Below are 20,625 nucleotides of genomic sequence, written 5' to 3'. Positions count from 1 at the left end.
TTCAAAAGGTTGGTGATTACTTGTTTTTCAAATTGAATAAAATTAAAAGATACATTCGTCAGCTTGATGGACTAATTAAAGCAGTAGAGTATGTCAGGGGAATATATAAATATCCGAATAATATGATTGGGCGTATAAATAATTTAAATAAAACAACCGAAAATATCGATATTCTGGTCATTGCGGCACATCCAGATGATGAAATACTAGGATTAGGCACTACGCTATATCGTGAACAATTAAACGGTAAAAATATTGTAATAGCGTTTGTAACAAATGGATCTTGTTGGGATAAACAAAGTTGGAGAATTAGAAGAAGTGAAACATTAATGAAATCTATGATTAGGTATAAAGAAGCCTCTAAAGCATTATCATTAATCGGCATTCCACAAGATCACATTATTTGTCTTGGATTTCCAGATGCAGGGACACATCGTTATGTAGAAAATATTGGTGCAGATATTTATATGTTAATTAATCAATTAAAACCTGGTTCTATATATGTTCACTGTATCGAAGGTGGACATAATGATCATGATATCTCTAGTTTTATTGTAAAGGTAGTTTGTAAGGAGATAAATTTTACAAATGTATATGAATGGACAGAGTATCATCCAAAACAGCCGATAGGAACAGAAAATGTGAATTTTTTACCATCATCAAATAAAAAGTTAAAAGAAAAAAGTATAGTTATTTCTAAAACTGAACGTAGATTAAAAAAAATGATGTTAGCTTGTCACAAATCACAGGATGTAGAGAGGTTTTATTTACAAGGGGAAGCAATAAGAAAAGCAAATTTATATAATATGGAAGATGAAATACTAACATACTGTCAGTTACCTAAAAATAATATCATTCGTTTAATCAAAACAAAAATTTCTCCTGAAATCATTTGTAAGAAAAAATATGACTTGACCATCGAAAGGGAAATTAAAGAAAGGGGATAAGCCATTGAAACCAAAGGTCATTGCATTTGTACCGATAAAATTAAATAGCCAGAGACTTCCCAAGAAAAATTTACTACCTTTGGGTGATCATTCGTTATGTTGGTACATTTTTAAATCGTTACTAAAGGTTAATGATATTGATGACGTATATGTTTTCTGTAGTGATGAAGAAATAAAAAAACATGTACCACATGGGGTAAAGTTTTTAAAACGAAATACCTACCTAGATGGTGACAAGGTAAAAGGAAATGAAATTTATCAGTCTTTTATTGAATTAGTAGATAGTGATATTTACATTCTTGCACATACAACATCACCGTTTATATTAAACGAAACGATAGAAAATGCATTGTCAAAAGTTATTAATAACTATTTTGATTCTGCTTTTAGTGTTCAAAAAAAGCAAACGTTTGCTTGGTACAATGGAAAACCAATCAATTATGAGCTGAATCAAATACCTAGAACACAAGACATATCACCTGTTTTTATTGAAACAAGTGGTTTTTTTATATTCAAAAAACAGATTTTTGTTAATTACGGACGAAGAATTGGTTTTAATCCATTTTTGCAGGAAGTAAATGAATTCGAGGCTGTGGATATAGACACAAGAGCAGATTATGAATATGCATTAAAAATCTATCAAAATGAATTTATTAAATCGGTCTAAATATGAGGAAGGAAATAGAAACAGAAGGTTATTGGAGGAAATAATGTTGACTAAAGAAATTAAATTGAATGACAAAATTAAATTCGGTAGTAATAGTCCTTTTGTTTTGATTGCTGGCCCATGTTTAATTGAAAGTGAAGAATTAATTGATAAAACTGCTGCTACTTTAATAGAAATTACGACCAAATTAAACATACCATTTATTTTTAAAGCCTCTTTTGATAAAGCAAACCGTTCATCTATTTATTCAGAAAGAGGACCAGGTTTAGAAAAAGGGCTGGAAATGTTGAGTAAACTGAAAGAAAAATATATGATCCCAGTCACATCAGATATTCATGAATCACATCAAGCAAAAATTGCAGGGGAAGTTCTTGATATCATTCAAATCCCTGCTTTTTTATGTCGCCAAACTGATCTACTAATTGCCGCAGCCAAAACTCAAAAAATCATTAACGTAAAAAAAGGCCAATTCTTAGCACCAAATGATATGGAAAATATTGTAATCAAGCTGAAAGAATCAGGGAATGATCAAGTATTACTAACGGAGAGGGGAACAAATTTTGGATATCATAATCTAGTCGTAGATATGCGATCATTACCTATTTTACAAGAATTAAATGTACCAGTCGTTTTCGATGCAACACATAGTGTTCAAATTCCTGGAGGATTAGGAATAACTTCAGGAGGAAATCGGGAATATGCGCCTGTTTTGGCACGAGCCGCAATGGCAGTTGGTATTGATGCACTATTTTTAGAGGTACATCCCGATCCTGTAAACGCATTATCCGATGGACCAAATATGGTAAAGCTAGATCATTTGGAGGAGATATTAAAAAAACTTAAAAAGATAGATGAGTTGGTTAAACTTGATGTAGGGAGTTGATTTAATCTTGTCAACTGTTATTAAAACACAAATTAACTATTTAGAAAGTGTTAAGAATGTATTAGAAAAAGAAGCTAAAGCAATCCTGAAATATAGTGAGATCCTTAGTACAGATATTATTCATCCAATTGAGCTATTGTTAAATTGCAAATCTCATGTAATTGTAACTGGGATTGGGAAATCAGGAATTGTTGGAAAAAAAATATCTGCAACATTAGCTAGTACAGGGACTCCAAGTTATTATCTACATCCAGCTGAAGGACTTCATGGAGATTTAGGAATGGTAAAAGAAAATGATGTTGTGCTTGCTATTTCAAATAGTGGTGAATCGGAAGAAGTAATCCAGTTAATTCCTTCTATTAAAAAAATTGGTGCAAAATTAATTGCTTTAGTTGGAAATGAATATTCTACTTTAGCAAAGAAAGCGGATGGGATCATCAGTATTGGTAGAGTTGAAGAAGCTTGTCCATTAGGATTAACACCAACAACTAGTACTACATTAATTTTGGCAATCGGTGATGCGATTGCTATCACACTATTAAAAGCAAAAAATTTCACCTCAGAAAATTTTGCTGTTTACCATCCAGGAGGTTCTTTAGGAAAAAAGTTATTAATTTCAGTAGGAGATTTAATACAGCACAATAATAGAAATCCAAAGGCAAAAATATATTCAGATTGTAAGGAAGTACTTTTCGAAATGACTAAATCTAGAATAGGTGCAGTGAGCGTAGTAGATGGAGATGACATTCTTATTGGAATATTAACAGATGGAGATCTCCGAAGAGCTCTAACTGCAGGTATTGATATGTTCGATTGCACAATTGAACAGCTATATAATCAGACACCAATAACTATAAGTTCAGAGCTACTCGCTGTAGAAGCATTGAAGATAATGGAAAATAAAAAAATTAATGTTCTTCCAGTTATTGATGAAAAGCAACGTCCAATAGCAATGATCCATATTACGGATATAACGAAAATAGGATTGTAAAAATGAAGACTAATCAGGTGAAATTAATTGTTTTAGATGTTGATGGTGTATTAACAGATGGAAAAATTATGATTGATTCCCGGGGAGTTGAAATAAAAGCATTCAGTGTAAAAGATGGAATGGGTATCTGTTTAGCTAAATTTTACGGAATTAAATTTGCTATTATTTCAGGTCGTTTTTCAGAAGCCGTTGATATTCGTGCGAAAGAATTACAAATAGATTTTTTGTATCAAGGTGTAATGGATAAAAATGCTAAATTGGAAGAATTATTAGAAAGATTAAAGATCGATTATCGTAATGTATGTATAATAGGCGATGACTTAAATGATCTACCAATTATTTTGAAATCAGGTCTTTCTTTCGCTCCCCAGGATGCAGCAGAACAGATAAAAGAGAGAGTCACACACATAACATCAGCTAAAGGTGGTAACGGAGCTGTGCGGGAAATGATAGAGTTTATTTTAAAGAATGAAACAGATTTCGATAATCTGATAGAAAATTTCCTATATGATCGTATGAGTTGATTAGAAAAAACTAACACAAGTCTAATTGATGTTTGTTATAAAAAATATTATCAAAAAAATGATAAGGATTTGATAGAATTAATGGAAATTTTTATACACAATCGGATAGAAACTATAACAAATTTATTACCAAATTGGTCTACATTAATAAACGAATATCATGAAGTTACTATTTTTCAGGATATTAGTTGGTTGGCAAGCTGGTGGGAGTATAAAATCAAGCAAATCGATATAACTCCTTATATAATTGAAATAAAAAATAAGGATCAAACAATAGGAATCTTTCCTTTTTATCTTTATAAAAGAACATTGGCAGGAATGAGTATCTATGTATTAAAACCAATTGGTTCGGGTGAATCAGATTATTTAACCCCCGTTATTTCTAAAAAGTATGCTACCGAAGTAACTCTTCAATCGGTTTTTAGTAGATTACACGAGGAAAAGAAAACATGGGATTATATTGACTGGGGAGAAATCCCAGAAAACTCTTTTCTTGATACTGTTTTAAGGAAACAATCATACCTCGGGAAATTATTGTTTAAACGAAAAAAAAGTGATATTTGTCCTTTTATTAATTTCACTGATAATTCTGATGACTTTAAAATTAAATTAAATAAGAATTTGATGAAAGAAATAATAAAAAAAGACAGAAGGTTAAAAAAAGAAGGGAAACTTGTCTTTTCAATAGTGCAATCAGACCAAGAAATTGAACCAATAATGAATACTTTTTTTACATTTCATTGTGAAAGATGGAGTAATACCGATACACCTAGTAAATACAGAAATAAAGAGGAAAGAGACTATGCAATTCGGACAGCGAAAAATCTCTTTAAAAGTAATTTATTGCACTTAGCATATTTAAAGTATAATAACGAAATTATTGCCATTGATTTTGGAATGACCGATGGTAAAAAGCTTTATCTTTATTTACATGCGATCAATATAAAATACAAAAAATACTCTGTTGGCCAACTATTAACCTACTATCTTATTGAACACGCATTTAAAGAGGGATACCAGATTGTTGATTTCTTACGAGGAGATGAAGATTATAAGAAAAAATGGGGGACGGACGAGAATTTCAATGTAAAATATATGATTTTTAATCAATCAATAAAGTCAAAAATACTATACACCCTATATAAGATACGACACTCAAAAACATTTAACCAACCATTCATTTTAAAAAGGATATCTTACCTAGCCACTGAAGATAAATAGAGGTGAAACAATATGTTGGCTCTAAAAAACTTATTAAAAAGTAATAAATTCATCTACCTTTTTATCTCGTTAATTAGAAAATTCCAATATTTTGTTTTTCCCTTGATGCATTTTAACTTAAAAAAGTTTTTACGAGTTCATCGATTTTATAAGAACGATTCATATGAGAAGTTAAAAAAACTTAAAAATAAGCATATAGGAGAAAGATGTTTTATTGTTGCTACTGGTCCAAGTTTAACGATTCTCGATCTCGAAAAGTTAAAAAATGAAATTACTTTCAGTATGAATTCAATTCTTCTAGCGTTTGATGAAACAGATTGGCGACCTACATATTATGGTATACAAGATGAAAATGTATATAGGTGCCTAAAAAAAGAAATCGAACAATTAAATGTAGAATGCAAATTTATTAGTGATACGATTCTAAAAAAACTAGATATTCAATTATCTACAAATGATTATTCCTTCCCTTTGAACATGTTAAATCATACTATCCCACATAAAAAATATCATACTAAATTTAGTAATGATATTTTTTCGGTTGTATATGATGGTTACACAATTACCTATGCCCTTCTTCAAATTGCTGTGTATATGGGGTTTAGAGAAATCTATTTATTAGGAACCGATTGTCACTATTCTAGTAATATGAAACATCATTTTAAAGATTATGGTCATGTGGATCCTACTTTTGCATCCGCAGGAGAGATGATGATAAGTGCTTACCAAGAAGCAAAGCGATATGCAGATAATAATAAGGTGAAGATTTTTAATGCTACTAGAGGAGGGGAGCTAGAAGTATTTGATAGAATAGATCTCGATGTTGCATTAGCTACTAACAATTAAATTTATTTTCATAAGAAATATCTTTTTCATTGTTCATCTGGAGAGTGGTACAAGTGAAGATATATTCAATATTTAAGTGGTTTCTAGATAGAATATTAGCATTCATACTAGTAATTATGCTTTTACCAATCTTTCTTGTAATTGCCCTTATGATTAAAATAGATTCAAAAGGCCCTGTGCTTTTTAAACAAAAGCGGATTGGTAGGAATAGAAAAAAATTTTTTATATTAAAATTTAGAACGATGCGAATTGATGCACCAAAGGATATGCCTACACATTTGTTAGAGAATCCTGAAATGTTCATCACAAGAGTGGGAAAAATTTTACGAAGGACTAGTCTTGATGAGTTGCCGCAAATTATCAATATTATAAAAGGTGACATGAGTATTATTGGTCCTCGGCCAGCCCTATGGAATCAAATCGACTTGATTCAAGAGCGGGAAAAATTTGGTGCAAATAATATTTATCCCGGTTTAACTGGTTGGGCTCAAATAAATGGCAGGGATGAACTTTCGATTCATGAAAAAGCTAAACTAGATGGAGAATATGTGTTAAAAATGAGTTTGTTTTTTGATGTGAAAGTATTTTTTTTAACTATATGGAATGTCGTAAGAAGCAATGGCATAAAAGAAGGTACTCGATAATAAATAGTCAATTAGCAGAAAAGATATTATAACGGTTTTATTTTTCTTAAAAAGACCCATACTGATATCAACACAGCAGCAGGGTGGTAGTGGTCACTCCTTTAAAAAGGGGGTGATTACTATTGATCACAGTTTACGAAGCGTTATCGCTCATGATCACTTTTGGATCATTAATCGTAGCCGTGATTACTATTGTTATTTCTCTTGAGAAAAGAAAATAACCCACCCTGGGTGAGTTACGGTTCGTCATGGACCACTGCAGCTCTTGCAGTCGCTGTGTAAAGGAGCATTGGCTCACAGCCAATGCTCCTTCTATATTATATTTACTTAACAGGAATATATACATATGTTAATCGGAATAGGTAGATATCCGCGAAAAATGAAATATATCCGCTAAATTTTACTTTTATCCGCGAAATACGAAATAAATACGCGAAACTAAAGCAACATCCACCCAACTAATCCACTAATTACTCCAATTACCACCACTGACCCCATAACAAAATACATAACCTTCTTCGGAAATGATCGAGCTACCATAATCAGCGATGGCACACTAATAGCTGGTAATGTAATTAGAAGTGCAGCAGCTGGTCCGCCACCAAGTCCAAGTGACATAAATGTTTGAATAATCGGGATTTCTGCTGCTGTTGGGATAACAAAAAGCATTCCTACAACTGCAAAAAGAATAATCGCCATTAAACTATTTGCAGTGGATTCACCAATATGTGGAAATAACCAAATGCGTGCAGCACCGATAACTAAAACAGATAGGACATATGCAGGTACAATATACACAATCATCGTACCGATACTTTTAAACCATCTAATCATAAAATTGCCTTTAGGCTCTTCAATTGTAACTACTTGATCGAGATCAATCGGTTGTAGATCTTTTGCGAATCGATTGGCAAGATAACTTACCCCAAAAGTGATAATTAATCCAAATACTAATCGGATTAAGGTAAATTTCCATGATAATACAAAGGTCATAAAGACAAGAGTTGCCGGATTAATAAGGGGATTACCCATCCAAAAAGCTAGTGCAGCTCCGACTGAAACATTCTTTTTGCGTAAGCCTACTGCAATTGGTGCAGCGCAGCATGTGCACATCATACCCGGAATAGCTGCAAGTCCAGCAACTGCCGTACTACCAAATGAGGTTTTACCTAATACTTTTAATAACCATTGAGTTGGCAATAATACTTGAAGAAGAGAACCAAGTAAAATCCCTAATACAGCTGCTTTCCAAACCGATTGGAAGTAGACTTTAGCATAATCCAAAGCTGATTGCCAGAAGGGAATTTGGTGATTGGATGAATCCCCCAAGATAGAAGAACCAATTGAATGAGTATCAGCTGCTAAAATAGCTTTATGATAATACGGCCACCATTTGACATATAGTAAACCAGCAACCGTAATCAATAAAAAGGCAACAATGAACCATAGAGTTTTTCTACTGTTCACTTGTTGCTGCTTTATTGAATGATCTAGTTGTGACATAGGGTGAAGCCTCCTGTGAAAAGTAGAATGGTAAATTTTAAAGACATAATATTATATCATAATAATAAGGGAGATACCTAAATTAATGAATTTTCCTTGGATACATAGTAAATTTATTAATCCCTTCATTATGCAAGTATTGACATGTTGTTCTATAATATGAATAGATGAATCGTAAAAGAAAGGTTGTTGTCAAAATGACAAATTCAAGTCAAGTAAAACTAACATCATTAACGACGAAGGGAGGCTGTGGCTGTAAAATTGGCCCTGCTGATTTGGCACAAGTGATTCGGACCTTGCCGCAAAGTACGCCAAATCCAGATCTATTAGTTGGCTTAGATACTAGTGATGATGCAGGTGTCTATCGTTTAACAGATGACTTAGCAATCGTACAAACTGTCGACTTTTTCACCCCAATTGTAGATGATCCTTATTCTTTTGGCCAAGTTGCGGCTGCGAATGCGATTAGTGATATTTATGCGATGGGAGGAACACCTTTAACTGCATTAAATATTGTTGCATTTCCAATTCACACATTAGATAAACAAATTTTATCTGATATTTTACGTGGTGCTGGAGATAAATTAAAAGAAGCGGGAGTTACATTAGTGGGAGGGCATTCCATCGATGATCAGGAGCCAAAGTTTGGACTCGCTGTTACTGGAACCATTAATCCAAAGAAAGTACGCACAAATGCAGGAGCAAAACCAGGGGACAAGCTTGTTTTAACGAAACCTATCGGTGTTGGAATTATGACTACTTCTTTAAAAAGAGATTTATTATCTGGTGATGAAATTGATCGTGTAACTAATGTGATGAGTACATTAAATAAAACGGCTGCGGAAACGATGCAAGCATATGATGTACATGCTTGTACAGATGTAACCGGATTTGGTCTGCTTGGACACACAACTGAAATGGCAAAAGGAAGCAATACAGGTATTCGAATTTATAAAAATGATGTACCTACATTACCACGTGTAAGAGAATTAGCAGAAGCAGGTGCCGTACCTGGTGGAACTAAAAATAATTATGATCATGTCAAAGCGGATGTAACCTTCCCTGAAACAATGGATCAAATTGACCAATGGATTTTATGTGATGCTGTTACATCTGGAGGGTTATTGATCTCCCTTTCTAGTGATGAAGCTGAACATTTACTATCTGATTTAAAAAATGCTGGAGTGGAAGCAGCAATAATCGGTGAAGTTACTGAAGAACATCCTGGAAAGATTACGGTATTATAATTTTAATTGAAATGTATTGGGGGTTGTTTAAAAAGTAAAAGGGTTCTTGATCCTTAATAGACAACTCCTTTTTCACATAGCTAAACCCTAGAAAGGTGGAAACATTGTGTTCCATGATATAACAGTAAATGAATTATTAAAATTAAAAAAGAATAATGAAGTCACACTAGTTGATGTTCGATCCCCTTCTGAGTATAAGGAAGCAACTATACCAGGGAGTATAAATATACCTTTTTTTAATGATGAAGAAAGAGCTGAGATTGGGACTATTTATAAACAAGTCAGCCCCGAGGCTGCAAAAGAACGAGGACTTGAAATCGTCTCAGCTAAACTACCTAGCTTTGTAAAAGAATTCTCAGGATATGAAGGCAAGAAAGCTGTATTTTGTTGGCGTGGTGGAATGCGAAGCAAAACATCAGCTACAGTTCTGTCTCTAATGGGAATCAAAGTTTTTCGTTTAAGTGGTGGATACCGTGCTTACAGAAATTGGGTAGTAGAAATATTAAATACGCTTGAAATAAAGCCTGAAGCTTATGTACTAAATGGGTATACTGGGTCAGGGAAAACAAAGATTTTACGTCAATTACAAAAAGAAGGTTATCCAGTATTGGATTTAGAAGGAATGGCCAATCATCGCGGGTCCATATTTGGACAAATTGGTCTGCATGCAAATAATCAAAAATCATTTGACTCCCAGTTCATCCAAACCCTACTGCCTTTGCAGGAATCTCCATTTATTCTTTTCGAGGGTGAAAGTAAAAGAATTGGAAAAATCATGCTACCTGATGTATTAATGAAAAAAAAGGAAAATGGATTACAATTATTTATTGAAATGCCAATTGAAGAGAGGGTTCGTCACATTTTAGATGATTATGAGCCATGGATTCATCAAAAGGAATGCTTAGATGCATTTTCAAGGATTAAAAGGCGAATTCACACACCAATCGCTGCGCAAATTGAGTCAGATTTAATAAAAGGGGAGTTTGCTTCAGCTGTAGAATTACTTTTGGTTTATTACTATGATCCATTATACAACCATACTGCAAATTTATATCCGGATGATCGTAAGATGACTATAAAAGTGAAGAATGTGGATCAAGCTATACAAGTGATTCGTGAACGATTAAGTGTCAAAATAAAATAACTAATAAAAGAAAGCCGTTCAAGCGACAATCATTGTTTGAACGGCTTTCCTTTTAGTTAAGTATAATAGTATTATGTCAAGTAATGATGACTGTAGACCATTCATCATACATTTAAAAAAAGTGGTAGGTATATTGAATTAATTTTGTAAAAATTTTCAAAAGAGTTAAAAAGCTTGTGCTATAATAACGATAACACAGTATAGCAGGGTGGGCAGTGGTTACTCCTTAATCTTGAAAGGAGGGTCACTGATGATCACATTTTACGAGGCCTTATCGCTAATGATGATGTTTGGGTCATTAATCGTTACCGTGATTACAGTTGTTATTTCTCTTACAAAAAAGAAATAACCCACCCTGCCAGGCCATGGAAAGGGTAGGTTAAAAAGAGATTTCCTTAGTACTAAGTGCCACTGCACATCAGGCAGTCATACTGTGTAGGAGAACATTGGTATATTACCAGTGTTCTTTTTTATCTTTCTTTATTATATACAAAGACAACCCTTTCTACAATGGATAAGTCATTGTACGTTAGAGGATAATTTTCGCCCCAATGTCTATTTTAATTAATTCAACACCAGATGTACATCATGACAAAAGTAGGGTTTTCTGGATGTGAATAAAGTCTGTATCTACCACTAATAAACATATTTAATGAATATTTGCTTATACTACAGGATTGGAGGTGTGTAAAATTAGTTCAAAGAATTTTGAGGAAATCTATGAGCAATATAAACAGCAAGGTACTGAAAATTCTATACTCGAAAACGAAAATCGATATCAAAACGATGGAAAAGAAGAAATTATCGCAGTTAGAAAAAATGATGATGGAGATATTATAGCTATTAAAACAAAGCAAGGTAGGGAATTAGATTATGTGACTGCATTAGAGGAAGCAAAAGCAGGCAAACTGGCTCATGTCGATGTGTTTCATAAATACGGACGAGACATTTTAAGAAGTGAACCTGATGGAATTAAAGAAAATAATTTGGATGAACTCCCACAATTTTAAATTTTATAAAGGCAAAGTATATAGCTTTGCCTTTTATTTTTGATTGATAGGAGTTGTATCTGACATAGTGTATAAATTTTTAATAACAGTTCAAAAATTCGGATAAATTTGATAAAATTTTACGCATATCGTTATAATTTAGGAATTGAAGGTGACTCGTTTGCTAAAAAGTGTCTTCCAAATCTTATTAATAGTAATTATCATTTTTATTATTGCTGCTGTACCATCGATGTTTGGATTAAAGGAATTAAATGGTAAACATCTTGTTCAATTGCATCCAGAGGCGATCATTTATAATATTCAAAGCTTTTTTCATTCAATTAAAGAAGGGACATTAGGTACATATTATATTAATGGAGTTCCACATCCTGTACTAGAAGATATTCAATCATATACAAAAAACTCAAGTTTATTATTATTTTTAAGTATGTTGGTTTCACTTATCTTTTCAATTACCTTTGGTGTTTTTTTACACCATTGGAAAATCACCTATTTTTTCAGATGGATGATCAATGCTTTATCTATCATTCCTGATTTTATTATCATCATTTTATCAATTACTCTAGCTATAAAGTTTTATCAAATGACAAACATTCGTTTAATCACATTATCACCATTAGCTGATACAGTAAATTTGACATTTCCACTTATCATTCTTTGTTTAATGCCTTCCTTTTATTTATTTAAAATGACTAATTCAAAGTATGAGGAAATTATAAGCGCTGAATATATCCGAACAGCTGTAGGGAAGGGATTAAGTCGCCCGTATATAAATAGTCGCCATGTATTAAAAAATTTAATTCCTTATCTTACTGGGGATATAAAAAAGGCTATTTCCCTCACGATTGGAAATTTGTTTATTATTGAGTATTTATTTAATATTAGAGGTTTGACGATTTTTATTTTTTCTGATTACGAATTTCAAAAAGTAGTTTTTTCACTTCTCATTTTGTTTGCGATTGCTGCAATTTGCTATCTTTCTATTAAAATCTTTTTCATTTTAATTGAGAAGGTGATTATACATGAGTGATAAAAGAAAATGGAATTTCTATCTACTTATTAGTAGCATTATGGTAGTTTTCTTGCTATTAATCGCTATTTTCGGTCCCGCATTGGCTCCACATCGTTTAACTGATTCCATTACCATCTATCAATATGGAAAAAAAGAAATGGCTTTTCCACCTTTACATCCGTTTACATATAAAGAGTTTCCATTAGGTACTGACAAATGGGGTTATGATATACTGACACTTTTATTATATGGAGCGAAATACACAGTGTTTACAGCAATGGGTATTGCTATTCTAAGATTATTGCTTGGTTTGTGTATTGGCTTATGGACTGGAATTTCGAAAAAGAAAATCAATACTTGGCAAGCTGTAGAAAATTCATTATCATATGTACCTTCATTTTTAATCATTTTTTTTATTTTATGGCCAATATCATTTTACTACAACATTAAGCCCATCCTTTTAATTTTAATTTTTGTCATTGTAGCATCATTGATCGGTTTTCCAACAGTAGCTGGTACCATACGTGAAAAAACAAGACAAGTATATCAGGCTTCTTTTGTAGAATCTGCTATAACCACGGGTTCGTCAAAGTGGAAAATAATAAAAAATCATATCATTCCACATATTAAAGAGGATATAGTTATCTTGTTTGTCCTTGAAATTGTTACTGCTATAACAATAATGGGGCAATTAGCTCTGTTTAATGTTTTTATAGGTGGTACACAAGTTGAGTTTGACCCGGTTCTCTATCATTCAATTACGAAAGAATGGGCTGGATTAGTTGGACAAGCAAGAGATTTTATCTGGAGAGACCAGTTTGTCCTGTTTATCCCATTACTCTTTTTATTATATGCCACCATAAGTTTTCAACTTCTCGCTATCGGATTAAAGAAATTCTTCGATAAGCAATATAAAAGAAGTAGATGGATCTAATAAGGCCAATATCATTAACTGTTTTTCATAGTTTGTTGCATTTGTAAAAGCCTTACTACCAGCTTTCACCTTAATAAAGGGGAAAGAACGTTCTTACGAAGTTTGCAGCTATTTTCTTTAGTAAAATGTGGAGACTTGTCGTTCTTCAACTTATTTTTATTCTTTTTTACACTACCTAAATAGCATGATTGTTTGAGAAAATAGCCATATTATTTGAATAATGGTAAATAATATGAAGTAAAAAAGAGGTGGATACACTTGGAAAAAAACAAAGATGAGCATCAAATCATTAAACTTGAACGAGTAACCGATCGACAAATTGTCAATCAATATTTGGATAAGGGATGGACACTTTTAGAAGTGATTATTCAAAATGATGGCGATGAACATTCATCATACCTACTCGGTTGGGACAAGGCAAATGGTGAAATTAACGAATATGAAAATGGAATTGATTATTTTTAGGAGGATCTTTCTTGGTTATTATATATAATTAGTATTAGTGAAAAGAATGAAACAATCTTAGGCATTGTTACCTATTGATTTTTCCTCTTCAATATAGTAATATAATGATTACAAGCTGCATTGTTCGTATTGATAATAAAGTTTTAACCTTTAAGCTGTAAAAGGGAGTTTTATATTAGAACTGGAATGACATGCTTCTGCCTATATGGCATGGATGACAAGCAGGAATGTTCTTGCAAACACCCACTTTGAGGAGTGGTGGTTTAAAACTTTCTTACTACTCATACGGCAAAGGCGGCCTTTAATAATGAAACTACTAGATCGGTTCTGATGAGAACTGATTTTTTTATGCTTAAAATCCATAATAGAAATGAATAACAGGAGTACATTTTCTATTCGATTCATATATTGATACAACTTAGTAGGTGCCTCCAGTTGATCATAAATTTTCATGTTTAAATCATGGTCAAAATGTTTAGCATACTTAGCTGTTTATTTTTTTTGAATATTTTATAAGTAATCCGATCAGTTTCAGTGCTTTAAGAACAATTGAAAAAGAAAGAAGCCTTATCTATGAAGGCTTCAAGTAATTTATAAAATGCAACAATGAGATGTTTATAATTCATGTGTTCCTTTTTCAATTACTGGTGTCTTCCGGTGGAGCCAATTGCTTTATCTGTATTTGATTGATTATTATAGCTTGGATCTGGATTTAATTGTTCTTGGTCTGTTTTTTTTCCTAAATATGTGGTTTTATGTTGTTCCTGTAGTTTGTGGAATTTTTCAAAGTCTTGATTTACCAAGTGAAAAAACCTCCTTTTTTATAGCATCTGATTTAATTACTAAACTATGTAACAGTTTTGTTACATATTTCTGGTTTAATTAGTCTCCTTTATTCAACATTGGTGCTATTAGGAAAGGTTTAACGAATATATATTGTTTGTAGACCGTTAACCGCCTTTAACTCACATAAAAAATAGCTGCAAACTTCATATACTTTTTTAGATGTAAAGTCGGCAGTCTTTCATAAGAAAAGAATCAACACGAAAAGCAGGATAAATATATATCAATGAAAAAGCGGAAGCAATTGCTCCCACTTTAAAAAATAAAAATAAAATATTAATAAGGCCAATTAAAATGGGCAACCCCCATAAAGAATACAATTTATAAGTAAACCTAGTTAACCATTTAATTTACCGACTAAAGCCATAATTGCTTTTACAATAAGGACGATTGCAAAAAGAATAACAGTACCTGCTCCTATGAATTCAATTACTGTACCAAATGTTGAAGTGACTACATCTAAAAGACTTAATCCGAGTAAAGCAAAGCCAGCAACAATAGCAGCTAAAAATAATTGAATCATTTTTTACCACCTCCTTGTCAATAATATATGTACAACATAGAAGATTGTGAATTTAAGGATGATACATAAACTAACAGGAATAAATAATTTTATATTTTTGATGTGATTTTATGGTAATTAAAAAAATAAGTAAAATATAGAGAAAATTAGTCTATAATAGGACATATATCACGTTAAAGGATACAGTGTGCATAATTACTACGGGGGAAGAAGATGTTTCGATTTATTTATCAAAAACAGGTGAAGATTTGTTTGAAAATTGTATTTTGGTTTATTTTCTTTATTTACTTTTGCTACATGGTAAATATATTGTTCTTGAGTCAGTATCGGATGAATGATCCTCAAGGCACCTACAATATCATTCCTTTTAAAACCATCCACATGTATATTCATTACTATGACCATTTTAATTTTACAATTTGGTTTTCTAATTTATTTGGTAATATCCTTGCTTTTATGCCCCTAGGCTTTTTGGCTCCATTATTGATAAATAAATTGGATGGTTTTTTTAAAGTATTTCTACTTTCCTTCTTTTCAACTGTGGTAGTCGAAACGGTTCAATTGGTCTTTCATGTAGGAGGTTTTGATGTAGACGACATCATTTTAAATACAATTGGAGGTATACTCGGATATATTGTTCTTCTCCTTGTTAGAATTAATTTGAATCATTTAAGTAAAGGAAAAAACAAATTTACTGATATGTAAATGAATAAAACAAAATCACTCATCTTAAACTATAGATGAGGTGAAGCCAGTGAGTAAAAATCATAATGAGACATACATCAAAACGAAAGATGATTCTCTGCGAAATCAGAAGGCTAAAATGCCTAAAAAGCCTTTGCCACAACCGAAGGATTATGAAGAAATTGAATATTAGTACAAAAAACTACATCTATTTTAAAGGATGTAGTTTTTTTATGATTGCATATCCGTTAATAAAGATTGTTAGGAATAAATAAAGAAGGATGAATCAAAATAAGATTAGATTATGTAGGAAGGAAAGATTATCTCATGTCTAACCAAAAATTAATCAATTTTTTAAATCAACAACTATCCAATTTTGCTGTTATGTACATAAAATTACATCGTTATCATTGGTTCATCCAAGGGAAGCATTTTTTTCGATTACATCAAACATTTGAACAGCTGTATAATGAAATGTCCGAGGATTTAGATGTACTAGCAGAACGTATTTTAGCGATTGGCGGAAAACCTTTAGCCACTATGAGCAAATACTTAGAGGAAACAACCTTGTTTGAAGCACAAGCAGACGATGAAGAGAATGAAATATATAGGCAATTAATCAAAGATTATGAACAAATGTGTATGGAAATGAATGATACAGGAAAGAAGCTAGCTGAAGAACAAGAGGATCAACCGACAATAGACCTATTTAATCATTTATTAGGACGCTTTGAAAAACATATATGGATGTTTAAAGCGAGTATTGCATTAGAATGAAAAAGTTAATAGTAAAAAGCAAACACTATCTTTTCTAGGATAGTGTTTGCTTTTTTTAGGCTCTATCTGAAACATTGTTATATATAGATTTAGTTTAACAAATAAAAATAGCTGAAAGAAACAACATGTTTCCTCATTTTACTAAAGTAAGAAGCTGTAAATTCAGATGTAAAAGAATGCGTTTAGGCTTCTACAACAAGCAACTAACTTTACGAAATCAGCCATTTTAAAGAAAATAATATAATAATTATACTAAAAATGCATTTGTATTATTGTGATGACTTTTTGTTCTTTCTTAGAAAACGGAAAAGAAATATCCCAATTACTACATAGATTATAATCATTATACTCAATATAGGTATCCAAATATTATTCAACACGATCACTCCCAAATATATCTAATGTTATTTTAAAGGGTTGGATTGTTTTTGGAAAGGAACAACTTTGTGACACACGATTGTTTCATCCTTTAAACTCAATCGATTTATTAAAATTTGCTTGAAAATTTTCAACTTTGACAGAAAAGACTGTCAATATTTTTGTACTGTTATTTCATATATATTAAACTAACGATTAAGGAATATTTTTAATTCATTTTTTAATTGTATGATAAAAGAGTGAGGGAGAGCAAAATGAGTATTTACCAATATGATGTTATAAATATTAAGGGAGTAAAACAACCATTAAGTGAGTATAAAGGAAAAGTTCTATTGATAGTAAATACTGCTAGTAAATGTGGCTTTACACCTCAATTTAAGGAACTACAGGATTTATATGAAAAATACCGTGATAAGGGATTTGAAGTTTTGGGATTCCCATGTAATCAATTTAATCACCAAGATCCCGGCAATGAAAGAGAGATAGAAGAGTTTTGTCAGCTGAATTATGGGGTTACTTTTCCGATGTTTAGTAAAATTGAAGTCAATGGTAAAAACGCACATCCGTTATATCAATACTTAAAACAAGAATCTGCTGGGTTCCTTGGAACAAAAATGATCAAATGGAATTTTACTAAATTTATTATCAATCAGGAAGGAAAGGTTGTTTCAAGACATGCCCCAACAGTGAAACCCTCTATATTAGAAAATGAAATTAATACACTATTGGGATAATATTTTGTTTACCCTTCCTTGAAATTTTCTACTTTCATGTTATGATTGTAAGATTGAAAGGAAGAGGTTAGATGTTAAATAATCAAAAAATATTATTTATTGGTGCTGGACCAATGTCAGAGGCAATCATTTCAGGGATCATACAGTCCTCCGTGATTCCAGCACAACAAATTTATGTTCAAAACCGATCTAATACTGCTCGCTTAAAAGAATTACAGAAAAAGTATCAGATACATGTATATAATGAGAAAGATGTTCATTTAACTGAATTCAATATAATCGTCCTTGCAGTACAACCAAAAAATATCGAAGAAATTATTAACCAGTTAAAGAATACTATCCATACAAATCAATTAATTCTTTCCATCATTACAAGTATGAACATTGATTATTTTGAAGAAAGACTTATGAAACAACCAATTATTCGGGTTATGCCTAATACTTCAAGTATGGTATGTGAATCTGCTACTGCTATGGCAGTTGGGAAATATACAAATAATCATCATATTGAAATGAGTAAAATGATTTTTAGAAGTATTGGTGAAGTATATACTATTGCTGAAAAACATATGGATATCTTTACTGGCATCGCCGGTAGTGGACCAGCTTATTTTTACGCTTTAATGGAACAAATGGAGAGCGTAGCCATTGAAGGTGGTCTACCGAAACAACAGGTTCGTTCAATAGTTGCCCAAACAATTTTAGGTGCTGCAAGGATGGTTCTCGGGAATAACGGTTCTCCTGAAACCTTACGAAAGAATGTAGCAGCACCGAATGGACCGACCGAAGCGGGTCTAGTTGCTCTAGAATCATTTGGTGGTCTTAAAGCAATTAAGGAAGCAGTAAAAAATACAACGAAAAGATCAATTGAAATAAATGAAGAAATTGAAAAATCCTATATATAATTCCGATTCTTTTTCTAGCTTTTAAAGAAAAACAAGGAGTCTGGCCGAACTTAAGATACTATATCTCGTGAAAAGTTAACCTATTTGGAAACGAGAATTAGTAATAGGGGTCAGACTCCTATTCTTTTTTAGACATCCCCTTTTATCCAACTATTTTACTATACTCGAATAAAAATTCATTTAATATAACAAAAAAAGATAAACAATTTCTAAAATTTTCCGATGTTAATAGTGTAATGACAAATATTGTATGTCGGAGGTATTCAGATGTTAACAATCGAATCTCTAAGTAATCAATATATTAATGGACAATGGAGAGAGGGGCAAAGTGATCATGTCCTTATTAATGTAAATCCATACAGTGGTGACATACTTTCTGAAGTAAAGATGGCAACTGTAACTGATGTTGATCTAGCATATAAAGCGGCTTTAAAAGCTAAGGACGATTGGGATAAAGTGAATCCATATAAAAAAAGAGATATTCTTGAAAAAGCAGTTCAGTATATTGAGGCGCATGAAGAAGAAATTACAAATATTATTATTGAAGAATTAGGTGGGACTCGCTTAAAAGCTGCCTTCGAAATTGGATTAGTAAAAAATATGATTAAGGAAGCAGCAACTTTCCCTTTAAGAATGGAAGGCAAAATTCTACCTTCTACTGAGGATGGAAAGGAAAATCGATTATATCGTATTCCTGTTGGAGTTGTAGGAGTTATTAGCCCGTTTAACTTCCCATTTTTTTTATCAATGAAATCAGTTGCCCCAGCGTTAGGAGCTGGAAATGGTGTAGTTTTAAAACCTCATGAAGAAACTCCTATTACTGGTGGTACACTAATTGCAAAAATTTTCGAGGAAGCTGGACTACCAAAAGGATTATTAAATGTTGTTGTAACTGATATTAAAGAAATTGGTGATTCATTTGTTGAACACCCAATTCCAAGAATTATTTCATTTACTGGTTCGACAAAAGTAGGGAGTCATATTGGGCAATTAGCAGTTAAAAACTTTAAAAAGCCACTTCTAGAATTAGGAGGAAATAGTGCGTTTATTATTTTAGAGGATGCAGATATTGATTATGCGGTACAAGCTGCTACTTTTAGTCGTTTTACACATCAAGGTCAAATCTGTATGTCTGCAAATCGGATCATTGTTCAAGCAACTATTTATGACGAATTTATAAAAAAATATAAAGAGAAAGTATCTTCATTAAGTGTTGGTGATCCGAAAGATCCACAAACAATTATTGGACCTGTTGTGAATGAGAGACAAGCGAATAATTTACAAGCCATGATAGATAACGGAATTGAAGAAGGGGCTAAAGTAGTACTTCAAGGAAACATATCAGGTAATATGGTTGAACCAACTATATTAAAAGATGTAACTCCTAATATGACCATTGCTCAAGAGGAGCTTTTTGGCCCAGTTGTTTGTGTTATGCCATTTGAAACTGAAGATGATGCTATTGCCATTGCAAACGATACAAAATTCGGATTAAGTGGTGCTGTCCATACTAGTAATCTTGAAAAAGGAGTGGAATTGGCTAAAAAAATTCATTCAGGTATGATTCATGTAAATGATATTACAATTAATGATGAACCTATTGTTGCATTTGGCGGTGAGAAACAATCAGGTTTAGGAAGATTAAATGGTCAATGGAGTTTAGACGAATTTACGACTTTAAAATGGATTTCTCTTAATTACGGTCAAAGAAGCTTCCCATATTAATGAGGACAGGGGTAAAGA

Annotated in this window: 25 protein-coding genes and 1 other RNA gene; 23 read left to right on the top strand and 3 right to left on the bottom strand. The window is 32.1% G+C overall.

Going from position 1 to position 20,625, the window contains the following annotated elements; genetic code table 11:
- Nucleotides 1–20: 20 nt before the first annotated feature.
- The 9 genes from I5818_RS12835 (at nucleotide 21) to I5818_RS12795 (ending at nucleotide 6,944) form a co-directional block, all read left to right on the top strand.
- Nucleotides 21–947: a PIG-L deacetylase family protein gene (locus I5818_RS12835; RefSeq protein ID WP_180211892.1), complete on the top strand. Its 927-nt coding sequence runs from the start codon at nucleotides 21–23 to the stop codon at nucleotides 945–947.
- Nucleotides 948–951: 4 nt separating this feature from the next.
- Nucleotides 952–1,614 carry an acylneuraminate cytidylyltransferase family protein gene (locus tag I5818_RS12830; protein ID WP_180211893.1) on the top strand — a complete coding sequence of 221 codons (663 nt, stop codon included), beginning with the start codon at nucleotides 952–954 and terminating at the stop codon, nucleotides 1,612–1,614.
- Between the two features lie 43 nt (nucleotides 1,615–1,657).
- The gene (gene kdsA, locus I5818_RS12825) at nucleotides 1,658–2,497 is read left to right on the top strand and encodes a 3-deoxy-8-phosphooctulonate synthase (RefSeq protein ID WP_078111271.1); all 840 of its coding nucleotides are present in this window, start codon (nucleotides 1,658–1,660) and stop codon (nucleotides 2,495–2,497) included.
- 7 nt (nucleotides 2,498–2,504) lie between these two features.
- Nucleotides 2,505–3,488, top strand: coding sequence for a KpsF/GutQ family sugar-phosphate isomerase (locus I5818_RS12820; protein WP_078111270.1), 984 nt, complete (start codon nucleotides 2,505–2,507; stop codon nucleotides 3,486–3,488).
- 2 nt (nucleotides 3,489–3,490) lie between these two features.
- Nucleotides 3,491–4,012 (top strand): KdsC family phosphatase, encoded by a 522-nt coding sequence (locus I5818_RS12815; RefSeq protein WP_058003710.1) that lies wholly within the window; start codon nucleotides 3,491–3,493, stop codon nucleotides 4,010–4,012.
- Nucleotides 4,013–4,093: 81 nt separating this feature from the next.
- Nucleotides 4,094–5,233, top strand: coding sequence for a GNAT family N-acetyltransferase (locus tag I5818_RS12810; RefSeq protein ID WP_209391923.1), 1,140 nt, complete (start codon nucleotides 4,094–4,096; stop codon nucleotides 5,231–5,233).
- 12 nt (nucleotides 5,234–5,245) lie between these two features.
- A complete protein-coding gene (locus I5818_RS12805) occupies nucleotides 5,246–6,079 on the top strand; it encodes a 6-hydroxymethylpterin diphosphokinase MptE-like protein (RefSeq protein ID WP_244975372.1) in 834 nt (277 codons plus the stop codon).
- A 53-nt stretch (nucleotides 6,080–6,132) separates the two neighbouring features.
- Nucleotides 6,133–6,723, top strand: coding sequence for a sugar transferase (locus I5818_RS12800; RefSeq protein WP_259545358.1), 591 nt, complete (start codon nucleotides 6,133–6,135; stop codon nucleotides 6,721–6,723).
- 122 nt (nucleotides 6,724–6,845) lie between these two features.
- Nucleotides 6,846–6,944, top strand: coding sequence for a putative holin-like toxin (locus tag I5818_RS12795; protein WP_139254858.1), 99 nt, complete (start codon nucleotides 6,846–6,848; stop codon nucleotides 6,942–6,944).
- A 217-nt stretch (nucleotides 6,945–7,161) separates the two neighbouring features.
- Here the strand turns inward: I5818_RS12795 and I5818_RS12790 are convergent, their stop codons facing one another.
- Nucleotides 7,162–8,226 carry a permease gene (locus tag I5818_RS12790; RefSeq protein ID WP_078111288.1) on the bottom strand — a complete coding sequence of 355 codons (1,065 nt, stop codon included), beginning with the start codon at nucleotides 8,224–8,226 and terminating at the stop codon, nucleotides 7,162–7,164.
- A 197-nt stretch (nucleotides 8,227–8,423) separates the two neighbouring features.
- Between I5818_RS12790 and selD the strand changes: the two genes are divergently transcribed.
- From selD to ssrS, 8 genes are all read left to right on the top strand, one after another.
- Nucleotides 8,424–9,473 carry a selenide, water dikinase SelD gene (gene selD, locus I5818_RS12785; RefSeq protein ID WP_058003707.1) on the top strand — a complete coding sequence of 350 codons (1,050 nt, stop codon included), beginning with the start codon at nucleotides 8,424–8,426 and terminating at the stop codon, nucleotides 9,471–9,473.
- Nucleotides 9,474–9,579: 106 nt separating this feature from the next.
- On the top strand, nucleotides 9,580–10,617 hold the full coding sequence (mnmH, locus tag I5818_RS12780; protein ID WP_058003706.1) for a tRNA 2-selenouridine(34) synthase MnmH: 1,038 nt from the start codon (nucleotides 9,580–9,582) through the stop codon (nucleotides 10,615–10,617).
- 250 nt (nucleotides 10,618–10,867) lie between these two features.
- Nucleotides 10,868–10,966 (top strand): putative holin-like toxin, encoded by a 99-nt coding sequence (locus tag I5818_RS26055; protein ID WP_235813293.1) that lies wholly within the window; start codon nucleotides 10,868–10,870, stop codon nucleotides 10,964–10,966.
- 343 nt (nucleotides 10,967–11,309) lie between these two features.
- Nucleotides 11,310–11,627, top strand: coding sequence for a DUF3892 domain-containing protein (locus I5818_RS12775; protein WP_078111289.1), 318 nt, complete (start codon nucleotides 11,310–11,312; stop codon nucleotides 11,625–11,627).
- Between the two features lie 160 nt (nucleotides 11,628–11,787).
- Nucleotides 11,788–12,657: an ABC transporter permease subunit gene (locus I5818_RS12770; protein WP_058003704.1), complete on the top strand. Its 870-nt coding sequence runs from the start codon at nucleotides 11,788–11,790 to the stop codon at nucleotides 12,655–12,657.
- On the top strand, nucleotides 12,650–13,573 hold the full coding sequence (locus tag I5818_RS12765) for an ABC transporter permease (RefSeq protein WP_078110179.1): 924 nt from the start codon (nucleotides 12,650–12,652) through the stop codon (nucleotides 13,571–13,573). The genes I5818_RS12770 and I5818_RS12765 overlap by 8 nt, the downstream gene beginning before the upstream one ends.
- Nucleotides 13,574–13,831: 258 nt before the next feature.
- Complete coding sequence (locus tag I5818_RS12760) at nucleotides 13,832–14,038, top strand: hypothetical protein (RefSeq protein WP_058003702.1); 207 nt, start codon at nucleotides 13,832–13,834, stop codon at nucleotides 14,036–14,038.
- A gap of 109 nt (nucleotides 14,039–14,147) precedes the next feature.
- Nucleotides 14,148–14,343: non-coding RNA, 6S RNA (ssrS, locus tag I5818_RS12755), on the top strand.
- Nucleotides 14,344–14,679: 336 nt separating this feature from the next.
- Here ssrS and I5818_RS12750 read toward each other — a convergent pair.
- Both I5818_RS12750 and I5818_RS12745 read right to left on the bottom strand, forming a co-directional pair.
- Nucleotides 14,680–14,841, bottom strand: coding sequence for a hypothetical protein (locus I5818_RS12750; RefSeq protein WP_158022199.1), 162 nt, complete (start codon nucleotides 14,839–14,841; stop codon nucleotides 14,680–14,682).
- A 377-nt stretch (nucleotides 14,842–15,218) separates the two neighbouring features.
- Nucleotides 15,219–15,404 (bottom strand): hypothetical protein, encoded by a 186-nt coding sequence (locus I5818_RS12745; protein ID WP_058003701.1) that lies wholly within the window; start codon nucleotides 15,402–15,404, stop codon nucleotides 15,219–15,221.
- Between the two features lie 213 nt (nucleotides 15,405–15,617).
- On the opposite strand from I5818_RS12745, the gene I5818_RS12740 reads away from it, so the two are divergent.
- The 6 genes from I5818_RS12740 to yfmT all read left to right on the top strand — a co-directional run bounded on the left by I5818_RS12740 (nucleotide 15,618) and on the right by yfmT (nucleotide 20,607).
- Nucleotides 15,618–16,109, top strand: coding sequence for a VanZ family protein (locus I5818_RS12740; protein ID WP_058003700.1), 492 nt, complete (start codon nucleotides 15,618–15,620; stop codon nucleotides 16,107–16,109).
- A 49-nt stretch (nucleotides 16,110–16,158) separates the two neighbouring features.
- Nucleotides 16,159–16,281, top strand: a complete 123-nt coding sequence (locus I5818_RS26250) for a hypothetical protein (RefSeq protein WP_259545352.1) — start codon at nucleotides 16,159–16,161, stop codon at nucleotides 16,279–16,281.
- 134 nt (nucleotides 16,282–16,415) lie between these two features.
- Nucleotides 16,416–16,865 (top strand): Dps family protein, encoded by a 450-nt coding sequence (locus tag I5818_RS12735; protein ID WP_058003699.1) that lies wholly within the window; start codon nucleotides 16,416–16,418, stop codon nucleotides 16,863–16,865.
- 632 nt (nucleotides 16,866–17,497) lie between these two features.
- Nucleotides 17,498–17,977 carry a glutathione peroxidase gene (locus tag I5818_RS12730; RefSeq protein ID WP_058003698.1) on the top strand — a complete coding sequence of 160 codons (480 nt, stop codon included), beginning with the start codon at nucleotides 17,498–17,500 and terminating at the stop codon, nucleotides 17,975–17,977.
- A 71-nt stretch (nucleotides 17,978–18,048) separates the two neighbouring features.
- A complete protein-coding gene (gene proC, locus I5818_RS12725; RefSeq protein ID WP_071975929.1) occupies nucleotides 18,049–18,882 on the top strand; it encodes a pyrroline-5-carboxylate reductase in 834 nt (277 codons plus the stop codon).
- 267 nt (nucleotides 18,883–19,149) lie between these two features.
- Nucleotides 19,150–20,607, top strand: coding sequence for a benzaldehyde dehydrogenase (gene yfmT, locus I5818_RS12720; protein ID WP_078110991.1), 1,458 nt, complete (start codon nucleotides 19,150–19,152; stop codon nucleotides 20,605–20,607).
- Nucleotides 20,608–20,625 lie beyond the last annotated feature (18 nt).

Source organism: Heyndrickxia oleronia (assembly GCF_017809215.1).
Classification (GTDB): Bacteria; Bacillota; Bacilli; order Bacillales; family Bacillaceae_C; genus Heyndrickxia; species Heyndrickxia oleronia.
The sequence above is the reverse complement of the archived record's forward strand: the minus strand, read 5'-3'. Positions and strand labels throughout refer to the sequence as shown.

Coding starts and splice junctions, on each gene's coding strand:
- kdsA (WP_078111271.1), top strand. CDS start 1,658: ATGTTGACTAAAGAAATTAAATTGAATGACAAAATTAAATTCGGTAGT.
- I5818_RS12815 (WP_058003710.1), top strand. CDS start 3,491: ATGAAGACTAATCAGGTGAAATTAATTGTTTTAGATGTTGATGGTGTA.
- I5818_RS12810 (WP_209391923.1), top strand. CDS start 4,094: ATGGAAATTTTTATACACAATCGGATAGAAACTATAACAAATTTATTA.
- I5818_RS12805 (WP_244975372.1), top strand. CDS start 5,246: ATGTTGGCTCTAAAAAACTTATTAAAAAGTAATAAATTCATCTACCTT.
- I5818_RS12790 (WP_078111288.1), bottom strand. CDS start 8,226: ATGTCACAACTAGATCATTCAATAAAGCAGCAACAAGTGAACAGTAGA.
- selD (WP_058003707.1), top strand. CDS start 8,424: ATGACAAATTCAAGTCAAGTAAAACTAACATCATTAACGACGAAGGGA.
- I5818_RS26055 (WP_235813293.1), top strand. CDS start 10,868: ATGATCACATTTTACGAGGCCTTATCGCTAATGATGATGTTTGGGTCA.
- I5818_RS12765 (WP_078110179.1), top strand. CDS start 12,650: ATGAGTGATAAAAGAAAATGGAATTTCTATCTACTTATTAGTAGCATT.
- I5818_RS12745 (WP_058003701.1), bottom strand. CDS start 15,404: ATGATTCAATTATTTTTAGCTGCTATTGTTGCTGGCTTTGCTTTACTC.
- I5818_RS12740 (WP_058003700.1), top strand. CDS start 15,618: ATGTTTCGATTTATTTATCAAAAACAGGTGAAGATTTGTTTGAAAATT.
- I5818_RS12735 (WP_058003699.1), top strand. CDS start 16,416: ATGTCTAACCAAAAATTAATCAATTTTTTAAATCAACAACTATCCAAT.
- I5818_RS12730 (WP_058003698.1), top strand. CDS start 17,498: ATGAGTATTTACCAATATGATGTTATAAATATTAAGGGAGTAAAACAA.
- proC (WP_071975929.1), top strand. CDS start 18,049: ATGTTAAATAATCAAAAAATATTATTTATTGGTGCTGGACCAATGTCA.
- yfmT (WP_078110991.1), top strand. CDS start 19,150: ATGTTAACAATCGAATCTCTAAGTAATCAATATATTAATGGACAATGG.